The 13,797-nt window shown below is 63.8% G+C and carries 11 protein-coding genes; 8 read left to right on the forward strand and 3 right to left on the reverse strand.

The features are described 5' to 3' along the window. The first annotated feature begins 284 nt into the window (after positions 1-284). From BGRAMDRAFT_RS00220 to rpe, 8 genes are all read left to right on the forward strand, one after another. Positions 285-1,784 carry a form I ribulose bisphosphate carboxylase large subunit gene (locus tag BGRAMDRAFT_RS00220; RefSeq protein ID WP_006046590.1) on the forward strand — a complete coding sequence of 500 codons (1,500 nt, stop codon included), beginning with the start codon at positions 285-287 and terminating at the stop codon, positions 1,782-1,784. Positions 1,785-1,910: 126 nt separating this feature from the next. Beyond that, positions 1,911-2,339, forward strand: coding sequence for a ribulose bisphosphate carboxylase small subunit (locus tag BGRAMDRAFT_RS00225; protein ID WP_006046591.1), 429 nt, complete (start codon positions 1,911-1,913; stop codon positions 2,337-2,339). A 3-nt stretch (positions 2,340-2,342) separates the two neighbouring features. Beyond that, positions 2,343-3,317, forward strand: a complete 975-nt coding sequence (gene cbbX, locus BGRAMDRAFT_RS00230; protein ID WP_006046592.1) for a CbbX protein — start codon at positions 2,343-2,345, stop codon at positions 3,315-3,317. A 25-nt stretch (positions 3,318-3,342) separates the two neighbouring features. Then, positions 3,343-4,458 (forward strand): class 1 fructose-bisphosphatase, encoded by a 1,116-nt coding sequence (locus BGRAMDRAFT_RS00235; protein WP_006046593.1) that lies wholly within the window; start codon positions 3,343-3,345, stop codon positions 4,456-4,458. Between the two features lie 69 nt (positions 4,459-4,527). Beyond that, positions 4,528-5,400 carry a phosphoribulokinase gene (locus BGRAMDRAFT_RS00240; protein ID WP_006046594.1) on the forward strand — a complete coding sequence of 291 codons (873 nt, stop codon included), beginning with the start codon at positions 4,528-4,530 and terminating at the stop codon, positions 5,398-5,400. A gap of 69 nt (positions 5,401-5,469) precedes the next feature. After that, on the forward strand, positions 5,470-7,539 hold the full coding sequence (gene tkt, locus BGRAMDRAFT_RS00245; protein ID WP_006046595.1) for a transketolase: 2,070 nt from the start codon (positions 5,470-5,472) through the stop codon (positions 7,537-7,539). Between the two features lie 21 nt (positions 7,540-7,560). Next, a complete protein-coding gene (gene fba, locus BGRAMDRAFT_RS00250; RefSeq protein WP_006046596.1) occupies positions 7,561-8,598 on the forward strand; it encodes a class II fructose-bisphosphate aldolase in 1,038 nt (345 codons plus the stop codon). Positions 8,599-8,613: 15 nt separating this feature from the next. Then, on the forward strand, positions 8,614-9,327 hold the full coding sequence (rpe, locus tag BGRAMDRAFT_RS00255; RefSeq protein WP_006046597.1) for a ribulose-phosphate 3-epimerase: 714 nt from the start codon (positions 8,614-8,616) through the stop codon (positions 9,325-9,327). Positions 9,328-9,374: 47 nt separating this feature from the next. Here rpe and BGRAMDRAFT_RS00260 read toward each other — a convergent pair whose 3' ends face one another. The 3 genes from BGRAMDRAFT_RS00260 to BGRAMDRAFT_RS00270 are packed head-to-tail and all read right to left on the reverse strand — an operon-like array spanning position 9,375 to position 13,519. Continuing rightward, positions 9,375-10,757, reverse strand: coding sequence for a DUF6513 domain-containing protein (locus BGRAMDRAFT_RS00260; RefSeq protein WP_006046598.1), 1,383 nt, complete (start codon positions 10,755-10,757; stop codon positions 9,375-9,377). Positions 10,758-10,805: 48 nt separating this feature from the next. After that, positions 10,806-11,384, reverse strand: coding sequence for a flavoprotein (locus tag BGRAMDRAFT_RS00265; RefSeq protein WP_006046600.1), 579 nt, complete (start codon positions 11,382-11,384; stop codon positions 10,806-10,808). Further along, complete coding sequence (locus BGRAMDRAFT_RS00270; RefSeq protein ID WP_006046601.1) at positions 11,381-13,519, reverse strand: sigma-54-dependent Fis family transcriptional regulator; 2,139 nt, start codon at positions 13,517-13,519, stop codon at positions 11,381-11,383. The genes BGRAMDRAFT_RS00265 and BGRAMDRAFT_RS00270 overlap by 4 nt, the downstream gene beginning before the upstream one ends. Between the last annotated feature and the right edge of the window lie 278 nt (positions 13,520-13,797).

Consider the following 13,797-nt stretch of genomic DNA (forward strand, 5'->3'; position numbering starts at 1 on the left):
GGCGCACTGTTCCGATAATGCAGCAAAGTGTGCCACCGCGCAGCAAAGACCCTTGTGCGGGTGTCACTTAGGGTTCGTCCTGAGCACTAGCGTCTGGTGCTGGTCGGTGAGGACGGCATTTGAGTTCACCTGCCAAAACCCCACACCACCCTATGCGATGAATAACCGATCGCTTAACTCTGCCAAATAAAATCGTGAATTCCCGTCGATGACGACCTTGCCTACAGTGCACACAAGCGCTTCGTTCTTCCGGCAGCGCGCCTGTCCACCATCGAGGATACGTCATGAACGATTTCAGTCAACCGGCGATCGAGTCCCTCCACAAGCCGCGCAATGCGGGCGATCCTCGCGAGCGTTATGCCGCGGGCGTGATGAAGTATCGCGAGATGGGCTACTGGCAACCGGATTACACGCCGAAAGACACCGACGTCATCGCGCTGTTTCGCATCACGCCGCAGCCGGGCGTCGATCCGGAGGAAGCGGCCGCCGCGGTGGCCGGCGAATCGTCGACGGCAACCTGGACCGTGGTCTGGACCGATCGCCTCACCGCGTGCGACATGTACCGCGCAAAAGCGTATCGCGTCGATCCGGTGCCCGCGTCGAGCGCGAGCGAGCCGCAGTACTTCGCGTACATCGCGTATGAACTCGATCTCTTCGAGGAAGGCTCGGTCGCGAACCTGACCGCGTCGATCATCGGCAACGTGTTCGGCTTCAAGCCGCTCAAAGCGCTGCGCCTCGAAGACATGCGCATACCTGTTGCTTATCTGAAGACTTTCCAGGGACCGCCGACGGGCATCGTCGTCGAACGTGAACGGCTCGACAAATATGGCCGGCCATTGCTGGGCGCAACCGTGAAGCCGAAGCTCGGCCTCTCGGGAAAGAACTATGGCCGCGTCGTCTATGAAGGTTTGCGCGGCGGGCTCGATTTCTTGAAGGACGACGAGAACATCAACTCGCAGGCTTTCATGCACTGGCGCGACCGTTTCCTCTTTTCGATGGAAGCGGTGAACCGCGCGCAGGCCGAAACCGGCGAGGTGAAAGGGCACTACCTGAACGTCACCGCGGGCACGATGGAGGACATGTACGAGCGCGCCGAATTCGCGAAGCAACTGGGCTCGTGCATCGTGATGATCGACCTTGTGATCGGCTGGACCGCGATTCAGTCGATGGCACGCTGGGCGCGCAAGAACGACATGATTCTGCACCTGCATCGCGCGGGACACAGCACGTACACGCGGCAACGCAATCACGGCATTTCGTTTCGCGTGATCGCGAAGTGGCTGCGCATGGCGGGCGTCGATCACGCACATGCGGGCACCGCGGTCGGCAAGCTCGAAGGCGATCCGCTGACCGTGCAGGGCTTTTACAACGTGTGCCGCGAGGCGCATAACGAAGTGGACCTGTCGCGCGGCATCTTCTTCGATCAGCCGTGGGCCGGTTTGCGCAAGGTGATGCCGGTGGCCTCGGGCGGCATCCACGCGGGGCAGATGCATCAACTGCTCGACCTGTTCGGCGACGACGCGATCCTGCAGTTCGGCGGCGGCACCATCGGTCATCCGGGCGGCATTCAGGCGGGCGCTGTTGCCAATCGCGTCGCGCTCGAGTGCATGGTGAAGGCGCGTAACGAAGGGCGCGACATCCGTCAGGAAGGGCCGGAGATTCTGGAAGCAGCGGCGCGCTGGTGCGGGCCGCTCAAGCAGGCGCTCGATACGTGGCGCGACGTGACCTTCAACTACGCGTCGACTGACTCGCCGGATTTCGCGGCCACGCCGACGGCAGCCTAGGTCGTTAAGCAGCTTAAACCCCGCATCAAAAGATCACGGATGCAAGTTCGCAGCGGTGCCGACCCACCGCGCGTGACACCGCTTGCGCCGTCCGAACGTTGCAGTCAATCAATCGCGAGGTACGTCATGCGTATTACACAGGGCACGTTCTCCTTCCTGCCGGAATTGACCGACGAGGAAATCGGTCTGCAGATCGACTATGCATTGAGCCAGGGCTGGGCCTGTTCCGTCGAATTCACCGACGACCCGCATCCGCGCAATACGTATTGGGAAATGTGGGGTCTCCCGATGTTCGACCTGCACGATGCAGCCGGCGTGCTGCAGGAAGTAAAAGCGTGCCGCGCGGCAAGGCCCGATCATTACATCAAGGTCAATGCGTTCGATTCGGTGCGCGGCTTCGAGACGATGCGCCTGTCGTTCATCGTCAATCGTCCCGATCATGAGCCGGGTTTCCGTCTGACGCGTCAGGACGGGCCAGGACGTTTGCAACACTACGGCCTTGCGGGCTATGCGAGCGACCGGCCTTCGGGCGAACGCTACGGCACGGAGCATTGACACATGAACCTCGCGCTGCCGCCCCATATCGATCTCGCCGCGCTGTATCGCGACTCGGGCATCGGCGACGTGCTCGCGGAACTCGACCGCGATCTCGTCGGGCTCGTGCCGGTCAAGACGCGCATCCGCGAGATTGCCGCGCATCTGCTGGTCGAGCGTGCGCGCGAATCGCTCGGTCTCGCGAGCGGCGCGCCGACGCTGCACATGTGTTTCTCGGGCAATCCGGGCACGGGCAAAACCACGGTTGCACTGCGCATGGCCGAAGTCTTGCACCGGCTCGGCTACATTCGCCGCAATCATCTGGTGTCGGTCACGCGCGACGATCTGGTCGGCCAGTACATTGGCCACACCGCGCCAAAAACGCGCGATGTGCTGAAGCGCGCGATGGGCGGCGTGCTGTTCATTGACGAAGCGTATTACCTGTACCGTCCCGAGAACGAACGCGACTACGGTCAGGAAGCGATAGAAATCCTGCTGCAAACGATGGAAAACCAGCGCGACGATCTCGTCGTGATCCTCGCCGGTTACGCGTCGCGGATGGAAGTGTTCTTCGAGAGCAATCCGGGTTTTCGCTCGCGCATCGCGCATCACATCACGTTTCCCGATTACGGCGACGCGGAATTGCTCGACATTGCCGAGCGCATGCTCGCGACGATGCATTACCGCTTCGACACGGATTCGCGGCGCGCTTTCGCGGACTACCTCGCATTGCGCACGCGTCAGCCGAATTTTGCCAATGCGCGCTCGGTGCGCAATGCGCTCGACCGCTCGCGGCTGCGCCAGGCCAATCGTCTTTTCGCGAGAGCGATCGACGGCGGCGCGCCAATCGACGCAGCCGCATTGACGCTGATCGCGGCCGAGGACATTCGCGCGAGCCGCGTGTTCGCCGAAGCGTCCGCCCATGCGTCGAACGCAGATACGCCCGACGCGCCGGATGCGCCCGAAGCGCACCACACCGCCCCCGCGCCGCCAGGCTGAAACAGAACAACCTCAGGAGATCGCCATGCAAGACGGACGCACGACCCTTTCGAAGTTTCTGATCGACACGCTCGACCGCCAGCCTTGCGCGGCGGGAACCGCGCAAAACGCGGGCCTTTCCGCGCTGCTGATCGACGTGGCCGCGGCCATCAAGTCGATTTCGGCGATGCTCACCAAGGGCGCGCTCGGCGGGCATTACGGCTCGGCGCACAGCGTCAACACGCATGGCGAGGAACAGAAGAAGCTCGACGTCGCCACCAACGAAGTCTTCGTGCAGCACTGCGAGTGGGACGGTCTCCTCGCGGCGATGGCCTCCGAAGAAATGGAGCGCGTCTACACGATTCCGCAGCACTATCCGCGCGGCGACTATCTGCTCGCATTCGATCCGCTCGATGGCTCGTCGAACATCGACATCAACGGCGTAGTCGGGTCGATCTTCTCGGTGCTGCGTCATGTGGACGATCGTCCCGCCGACGCCGAAGAACCCGTGGGCGAATCCGCTTTTCTGCGGCCGGGCCGCGAGCAGGTCGCGGCGGGCTATGCGATCTACGGTCCCTCGACCATGCTCGTGCTGTCGGTCGGCAACGGCACGCATGGCTTCACGCTCGAACGCGACATCGGCAATTTCGTGCTCACGCATTCGAACATCCGCATTCCCGCGGAAACGGCGGAGTTCGCGATCAACGCATCGAACGAACGCTTCTGGGAGCCGCCGGTGCGCCGCTATGTGCAGGAGTGCAAGGACGGACGCACCGGCTGCCGGACCGAGGACTTCAACATGCGCTGGATCGCCTCGATGGTCGCGGAAGTGCATCGCATCCTGATGCGCGGCGGCGTGTTCATGTATCCGCGCGACTCGAAAACGCCCGGCATGCACGGGCGCCTGCGGCTTCTGTACGAAGCGAATCCGATGAGCTTTCTGGTCGAGCAGGCGGGCGGTCTTTCGATTACAGGCCGCGAACGCATTCTCGACGTCGTGCCGCACACATTGCATGGCCGCGTGCCCGTGATTCTCGGCTCGCGCAACGAAGTCGAGCGCATTGGCCGCTATCACGGCGAGTACGACCGTGGCGAGGACCAGCCGTTCACGTCGCCGCTCTTCGGCCGACGCTCGCTGTTTCTGCCGGGCTTCACGGCCTGATTGCGCGCAATGCAGGCTCGCACTGACGCAGAGCGGCCGAACACAACACTACTATCCGGAGACAAGCGCATGTCAATCAAACACCCGATCATCGCGGTGACCGGTTCGAGCGGCGCCGGCACGACGACCGTGATGAAGAGCTTTGCCCATATTTTCAGGCGCGAAAAGATCAACGCGCAGATCGTGGAAGGCGACGCGTTTCACCGCTACGACCGCAACGGCATGCGCGAAGCAATGAAGCAGCACGAGCGCGACGGCGTGCCGAACTTCAGCCACTTCGGACCGCAAGCGAATCTGCTGGAAGAACTCGAAGCGCTCTTCGCGAGCTACGGAGAGACCGGCACCGGCAAGTTTCGTCATTACGTGCACGACGAAACGGAGACGCGTCTCTACAAGCAGGATGCCGGCACGTTCACGCCTTGGGAAGACGTGCAGCCCGACACTGACCTGATGTTCTACGAAGGTCTGCACGGCGCGGCGGTGACCGACCACATCGACATCGCGCGGCATGCGGATCTGCTGATTGGCGTGGTGCCGACCATCAACCTCGAATGGATTCAGAAACTGCATCGCGATCAGACCATGCGCGGCTACTCGCATGAAGCGGTCGTCGATACGATCTTGCGGCGCATGCCCGACTACGTGAACTACATCTGCCCGCAGTTTTCCCGCACGCATGTCAATTTCCAGCGCGTGCCGACCGTGGATACGTCGAACCCGTTCATTGCGCGCGAGATTCCGCAGCCCGACGAGAGCTTTGTCGTGATCCGCTTCGCGCGGCCCAAAGGCATCGACTTCCAGTATCTGCTGACCATGTTGCACGACTCGTTCATGTCGCGGCCGAATGTGATCGTCGTGCCGGGCGGCAAGATGGGCCTCGCCATGCAACTGATCTTCACGCCGATGATTCTGCAACTGATCGACCGGCGCTCGCGAGCGTAAGCCGTAGCCGCGGCCCCGCCGCAAAGACCCGACGCGAAACACCGGCTTGCTGTTCCAAGGAGACATTCGATGAGCGCCGTCGCAGAATCGCTTGCATTACCTGAAACCCGCCTAATGGCCGACGCGCTGCGCATGCTCGCCATCGACGCCGTCGAAGCGGCGAAGTCGGGCCACCCCGGCATGCCGCTCGGCATGGCCGAGATCGCCGTTGCGTTGTGGGACCGGCATCTGAAACACAATCCGCGCAATCCCGCGTGGCCCGACCGCGACCGCTTCGTGCTGTCGAACGGACATGGTTCGATGCTGTTGTACGGGCTGCTGCATCTCACCGGCTACGATCTGCCGATAGACGAACTGAAACGCTTTCGTCAATTGCACAGCAAAACGCCGGGGCATCCCGAAGTGGGCGTGACGCCCGGCGTCGAGACGACCACCGGTCCGCTTGGCCAGGGCCTCGCCAACGCGGTCGGCATGGCGCTCGCGGAAGCGCTGCTCGCGCACGAGTTCAACCGGCCCGGCCATACGATTGTCGATCACCGTACCTATGTATTCGCCGGCGACGGCTGCCTCATGGAAGGCATTTCGCACGAAGCGGCATCGCTTGCGGGCACGCTGAAGCTCGACAAGCTCACGGTGCTCTATGACGACAACGGTATCTCCATCGACGGCCATGTCGCGCAGTGGTTCAACGACGACACGCCCGCGCGTTTTGCCGCATACGGCTGGCAGGTGGTGCGCGACGTCGACGGTCACGATGCGGACGCGGTCGACCGCGCGCTGCAAGACGCGCATGCAGCCGGCCGGCCCACGCTGATCTGCTGCCGCACGGTGATCGGCAGAGGCTCGCCTGGCAAAGCGGGCACGCACGATGTGCATGGCGCGCCGCTGGGCGCCGACGAAGTCGCGAATACGCGGCGCGCGCTCGGCTGGCCATATCCGCCGTTCGTCGTGCCCGAGGAGGCTCGCTCGCAGTGGGATGCGCGCGCTCGCGGCGAGGCGGCCGAAGCCGACTGGAGACGCCGCTTCGAAGCGTATCGCAATCACTATCCGCATGAAGCCGCCGAATTCGAGCGCAGGACGCAAGGCAGGCTGCCCGCGCATTGGCACGATGCCGTTCGCGCGATGCTGCGCGACGCCGACAGCGCGGCGCAAACCATCGCGACGCGCAAGGCTTCGCAGCAGACCATTGCCGTGCTGGCTCGCGCGCTGCCGGAATTGCTCGGCGGCTCGGCGGATCTGACAGGCTCGAATCTGACCAACTGGCAGGCGGCGGTGGACATCCACGCGGACGAAGGCGGCCTGCGCGGCGGCAACTATCTGCACTACGGCGTGCGCGAGTTCGGCATGAGCGCGGTGATCAACGGTATCGCGCTGCATCGCGGGCAGATTGCGTTCGGCGGCACGTTCCTCACATTTTCCGACTACTCGCGCAACGCGCTGCGCATGGCCGCGTTGATGAAGACGCGCTCGATCTTCGTGTTCACACACGATTCGATTGGTCTTGGCGAAGACGGGCCGACGCATCAGTCGGTCGAGCACGCGGCGAGCTTGCGGCTGATTCCGGGGCTCGACGTCTGGCGACCGTGCGATACGGTCGAAACCGCGCGCGCGTGGGCCAGCGCGATCGAACGCAATGGGCCGACGTGCCTGCTGCTGAGCCGGCAGAACCTTCCGTTCGTCGCGCGCGACAGCGAACAGATCGACGCAATCGAGCGAGGCGGTTATGTGTTGCGCGATTGGCCGGAGGCTAATGCACAAGCGCGCGTCGTGCTAATTGCTACGGGTTCCGAAGTATCGCTCGCGCTCGATTCGCTCGCGCTGCTCGCCGAAACGGGCATCGCCGCACGCGTCGTGTCGATGCCGTCGACCAGCGTATTCGACCGGCAGCCGGATGCATGGCGCGAAGCGGTGCTGCCGCCGGGCGTGCCGCGCGTCGCCGTCGAAGCGGGCGTGCGCGCGTTCTGGCGGCAGTACGTGGGGCTCGAAGGCGGCGTCGTGGGTATCGACAGCTTCGGCGAATCCGCGCCCGCTGCCGCGCTGTTCGAACATTTCGCGCTGACCGCGCAAGCCGTGGCCGACGAAGCGCGCCGCGTCGTGCAGCGCTTCGCTTCGCACGAGCGGCACAACAGAATCCAATGATTCGTTCCCGAGGAGTTTGCAATGGCCTTCATCGCACTGCGTCAACTACTGGATCACGCGGCCGAACACGGCTACGGCGTGCCCGCGTTCAACGTCAACAACATGGAGCAGATTCACGCGATCATGCAGGCCGCGGAGGAAACCGCGAGCCCGGTGATCCTGCAAGCGTCGGCTGGCGCGCGCAAGTATGCGGGCGAGCCGTATCTGCGTCATCTGGTGCTCGCCGCGCTCGAAGCGCATCCCGACATTCCGCTCGTGCTGCATCAGGATCACGGCGCGAGTCCGGCCGTGTGTCAGCAGGCAATCCGCTCGGGCTTTACATCGGTGATGATGGACGGCTCGCTGCTGCCCGATCAGAAAACGCCCGCCGCCTATGACTACAACGTCGACGTGAGCCGTCGTGTAGTAGAAGCGGCGCACGCGGTCGGCGTTTCCGTTGAAGGCGAACTGGGTTGCTTAGGTTCGCTCGAAACGGGCACGGCCGGCGAGGAAGACGGCGTCGGCGCGCAAGGCCAGCTCACGCGCGACGCTCTGCTGACCGATCCGAGCGAAGCGCAAATTTTCGTCGATGCAACCGGCGTCGATGCGCTCGCCATCGCGATCGGCACATCGCACGGCGCGTATAAATTCAGCCGCCAGCCCACCGGCGATATTCTCGCGATCGACCGCATCGTGCAGATACACGAGCGCATTCCGAATACGCATCTCGTGATGCATGGGTCGTCGTCGGTGCCGCAGGAATGGCTTGCGGTGATCCGCGAATATGGCGGCGAGATTCCGACGACGTATGGCGTGCCCGTCGAGGAAATTCAGCGCGGCATTGCGCACGGTGTGCGCAAGGTGAATATCGACACCGACATCCGGCTCGCGATGAGCGGCGCGATGCGCAAGTCGATGGCGAATGCGCGCGGCGAATTCGATCCGCGGGCCGCGTTGAAGGCGGCGACGGCGGCGGCGCGCGGCATTTGCGTCGAGCGCTTCGAGGCGTTCGGTTGCGCGGGGCAGGCGCCGCGCATCAAGCCGTTGCCGCTCGAGGCAATGGCGCGCCGTTATCACTGAACGCAAGGAGACATCATGCGTGATTTTCTGATTGCTCCTTCGCTGCTGTCCGCCGATTTTGCGCGTCTCGCCGACGAGATTCGCGACGTCACCGTGGCCGGCGCGGACTGGGTTCATCTCGACGTAATGGACAACCATTACGTGCCGAATCTGACGGTCGGGCCGCTCGTGTGTTCGGCGATCCGGCCGCATACGCGCGTGCCGATCGACGTGCATCTGATGACCATGCCGGTCGATCCGCTCGTCATCGCCTTTGCGGAAGCGGGCGCGAACACGATCAGTTTTCATCCGGAAGCGTCGCTGCATGTGCACCGGACGATCGAGCTCATCAAGACGCAGGGCGCGCGCGTCGGACTCGCGCTGAATCCGGCCACGCCGCTCGCGGTGCTCGATCATGTGATCGAACGGCTCGACGTGGTGCTCGTGATGTCGGTGAATCCCGGCTTCGGTGGCCAGGCGTTCATACCCGAGACGCTCGCGAAGTTGCGCATGCTGCGTGAACGGGTCGACGCCACGATGCAGCGCACGGGTCGTCCGTTGCTGATCGAAGTGGATGGCGGGGTAAAGGCGTCGAACATCGCGCAGATTGCGGCGGCGGGCGCCGATGTGTTCGTGGCCGGTTCGGCGGTGTTCGGCGCGGACGACTATGCGCGGGCGATCAGCGACATGCGCGGCGAACTTGCGCAAGTGAGCGAATCGGACGAAAGGGCTTTGGCGGAAGTGCGCTGAAAAACTCGGGCGGCTGTTCGGTTTGGGAGAAATCGAACCGAATGGCGTCAGCGTTTTTTCATCGTCTCGCCAGGCGCGCACCATGCCGACAGATCCTGTTCCGGCCGTTCGACGGCGCAACCCCAATCGAGCGGCTGGTCCTGATCGAAGCGCTTGCCGAGACGCCACGCAATCTCGGCGCGCGCCAACTGTACGCCCATATAGAACGCGTGGCCGCCGTCGGCTTCGAGGTGCAGGTCGGGATAGAGCGCGAACGGGTCGCCGGCTTTGAGATGACCGTCCCGGTTATAGACGTGGATGCCTTCGTCGCTGACCTGCACACGAAAGTTAGGATCGCGAACATCGCGCGCGAATTCGTCGATTTCCGCCGCGCTATAGGGGAAAGGGCGCTTTGCGTGAACGGTCGCGAGATCGCCGTTGATGCCCTTGGGCAGCATGTGCGCCTCGCGTGCGGCGTGCATCACGCGGCGCGCGACGTCCGCTTCGCGCACCGCGCGCCGCGCGTGCAGGCTGACGGACGTCGTGAGCACGGCCCTCACGCGAAGCTCCGCGGCCATGCCGAGCAGTACCGCGTTGATGCCGCTCGTGTCCGCTTCGGTCAACTCCGTTACGTTGCCGATGCCCATCATGATGGCCACGTCCGGATAGCGTTCGCGCAGCCTGACATAGCGTGCAATCGACGTCGCGAGACCGAACGGAATTGGATCGAGAATCGGATCGGCGAGAAACGCGCGGCCGCGCGCGGCTAAAAGTTCGATGGCTGCGTCGAGCGAAGCAGGGTCGCCCGGATCGCGCGCGACGAGGATCGGTGTGGACGGCACTTCGTCGGCGATCCATAGTGTATCGAGGTTCAGGCTCATCAGATAGTCCGCGCCCGCCCGGCCGCCGCGCAGCAATTCGTCGGTGCGCATCGAATCGACGCTCACCCGATAGCCTTCGGCTTTCAAACGGCGCACCGCATCCTCGAGATGCGGAAACGGCGTTTCCGGCAGACAGCCGATGTCGATCACATCCGCCCCCTGCGCCGCGTAGTCGCGTGCGCGCGCGGCGATGCCGTCGAGATCGAGGCGCGGCGCATCGACGATCTCCGCGAAAATCTCGGTCTCGTAGCGCGACAGGTCGACGGGTTTCGCCTCGCGGCCGAAGAATTGCGGCAGGTCTTTCACTTCTTCCGGTCCGCGCTCGAACGGCACGCCGTAGTGTTCGCTCAGCGCGGCGAGATCGCCACGGCAGCGCCCCGGCACGATCACGCGTTGCGCGGCGAGCGGCGCGGGCACGCGTCGGCGGATCATGTCGGCCGTCATCAGCGCCGCAACCTGCAAACCGATTTCGCGGATTTCCCAACTGAACGGCGTCGGCGCCATGCTTTCGAGCACGCGCACGAGGCTCTTTTCGGCGAGCCGGCCTGTCAGGAAGAGGATGTGTTCCATATCAGTACGCGCCGGGCCGCCGGGCAGGTTTTTAGCGTGAGAGTGCTTTCATGCAAGATCGAGCATCGCGACCCGTTGATCCAGCGCGGCCTTCAACTCATCCAGCGAGCGCACCACCGTCGTATATTCGAAGCGCGACAGGCGCTCCACATTGTCGAGCTCGATCGCCCGCGGCCGCAGTTCGACCCATTCGTTAGGGCTTTGCGTGACCACGGTCGGCTCGGTATCGCATGCAAAGACGATGCCCGGAATGCACTGCTTGCCCGCCTGAGCGTACATGTTGGTCGGCAGCGTATCGGAGATGCCGAACGCGCACTTGGCCACCGTGTTGCTGGTGGCCGGCGCAATGATCACAGTGTGATACATGCCGTGATACAGCATGCCAACCGGCACGCCGCTCGCGCTCTTGTCGCGGAACACGTTGAAGCGCTCACGCAGTCGCGGCAGCTTCCAGCCGTAGAGCGGCAGCACTTCCTCGGCGGCGGCCGAGAGAAAGAGGTCGGTGCGCGGCAAGGCGAGCGCGAGCTCGATCGACTCCTCGAGCAGATGGCCCGAGCCGGTCACGCACCACGCAAAGCGCGCATCGGGCTTGAAGTCCGCGAGATGACGAGCCGGCGCCTGACTCATGCGTCATGGGCGCGATGCGCGGCATCGCCCGGCGAGCCTTCGGGTGCGGCCGCATCGGAGGTGATTTCGTCGGCCGCGTCGTCGGCTTCCAGGCCGTCGTTGCCCGAGCCGTCGTGCGACAGACGGATCTGCAGGCGCCGCATCTTCCGGTACAGCGTATTGCGGCTGATGCCGAGCGCCTTGGCGACGTTGCTCACGTTCCAGCGGTTTTCCTCGAGCATTGCAAGAACCGTCTCGCGTTCGTTCAACTGAATCGCGTTCAGCGCGGAAAGGTCCGGGTCGTCGTCTGCATGCGGGGCGGGCTGCGCCGCCTGTGGCGCGGCGGGCGACGCCACCTCCGGTTCGCGCTGCGTGACTTCGACGGGCAAATCCTCGCAGCGGATCGGTTGTCCGTCGCATAACGCAATCGCCATTTGCAATACGTGACGCAACTGACGGATGTTGCCGGGCCATGCATAGCTCAGCAACGCCTGCTCGGCTTCCCTCGTCAGCTCCGGCGGATCGTCGTCGGTCTCGGCCGCGAGCAGATGATGAATCAGCGGGAGCTTGTCGACTCGCTCCGCGAGCGGCGGCAGATTCAGCTCGACGCCTTTGAGCCGGTAATACAGATCCTCGCGGAATTGCCCGCTGTGCACGAGTTCGAGCAGATTGCGGTGACTCGCGCTGATCAACTGGAAATTGACCTTCACGGTGGTCTCGGCGCCGAGCGGCGTGACCTCGTGTTCTTCGATCACGCGCAGAAGCCGCGCCTGCAGTGCGAGCGGCATGTCGCCGATTTCGTCCAGAAAGAGTGTGCCGCCATTGGCCTGCACGATCTTGCCGCGCCGTCCTTCGCGCTGAGCGCCGGTGAACGCGCCGGCCCGATAGCCGAACAGTTCGCTTTCGATCAGGTTCTCCGGCAGCGACGCGCAATTCACCGGCACGAACGGCCCCGACGAATGCGGGCTGATGCTGTGCAGCGCCTGCGCGAAGACTTCCTTGCCGGTTCCGGTTTGTCCTCTGAGGATGATCGGGATCTTGCGTTGCACGACGCGCGCGCCGAGCTGAATCTGCGAGGCCATGCGCGGGTCGCCGAATTCCAGGTGCGCGATCTCGTCGAGCCGTGCGGGCGGCGGCCGCTTGTCCGAGGCGCTCGCGCGCGGCGCCGATGCCGATGTCGATGCAGATGCCGGACCCGCCACCGCGACGCGCGCGCCGCGGCCCGAGGCGTTTTGCGCGGCCTGTGCGATCAGGAAGAAACGATTGGTCGCGTTCGCGCTGTACACGGTGACCGGATGGAACGAGCCGCGAATGCTGCGTGCGATCATGTCCTCGAGCGATGCATTGAACGCCTCTTCGATACGCCGTCCGCGCAATTCGCCAAGCGAGCGGAAGCCGAGCTGGAAAAGCGCGCTGCGGTTTGCGGCGAGCACGGTGCTGTCGTCCGCGACCGCGAGCTTGCCGCCGTGCAGCGTGCCGACGAATTCCGGCCGGCTATGAAAGTGGATCATGTTCGCGTGCCGGTAGCGCGCGTCGATCAGACGGTTTTCGATCATCTGCCGCGACATGCCGACGAGCACCAGCGAGTGTTGCTGCAACAGTTTGGAGCGGCTTGTCACGTCGAGCACGCCGGCGATCTCGCCGCTGTCGTCGAAGATCGGCGCGGCGGAGCAGGTGAGCGACGTATAGCGCGGATAGAAATGTTCGTGCTGGCACACCGCGATGCAATCGCGCTCGGCGAGACACGTGCCCATTCCGTTGGTGCCCGCTTCGCGCTCGCTCCACAGCGCGCCGACGCGAAAGCCGTCCGAAGCGACGGCTTCTGCAAACGGCACCGACGAGACCTGATGCACGATCACGCCGCCCGCGTCGACCAGCACGACCGCGAGTTCGGGGTCGGCCAACTGCTGATAGAGCGTGGTCATTTCCAGCTTCGAACACGCGATCAGATCGCCCATCGCCTCGCGGCGCGAGCTTAGTTCGTACTCCGTCAGGATGGGCGGCGTGACGAAACGGGAAGGATCGAGCTGGAATTCATTGACGCAGCGTGCCCACGATTGAGCGACGGGCTCGCTCGTCGGCCGCGTCGCCAACTGATGATTGACGACGTTGAGAATTTCACGGACGTGCATGGAGCTGTCAGCGAGCAACGACATGGGGTTCGTCTCCGTTGCGGCACATTCATGCGCGCCCTGCGTTGCCCTGCGTATTGCTGCTCGCCCGGACTTCGCGTTGCGCGTCTACGTGTACCGCTTTATCGATAATGTCATCCCCTCGCGCCGCGGCTTCTGGGTCCGTATGCGCAGTGAGTAATTCGCCTGTTACGGGTGCTGCTATGGATGCTGCTACTGGTGCTGCCTGCGACCGTTGTCAGGCGTTGGCTTAAAACTGTACGCCCGATGTCGTTCGTGTTCAATACGAAGTCGCATCAATA

The organism is Paraburkholderia graminis C4D1M (assembly GCF_000172415.1).
Classification (GTDB): Bacteria; Pseudomonadota; Gammaproteobacteria; order Burkholderiales; family Burkholderiaceae; genus Paraburkholderia; species Paraburkholderia graminis.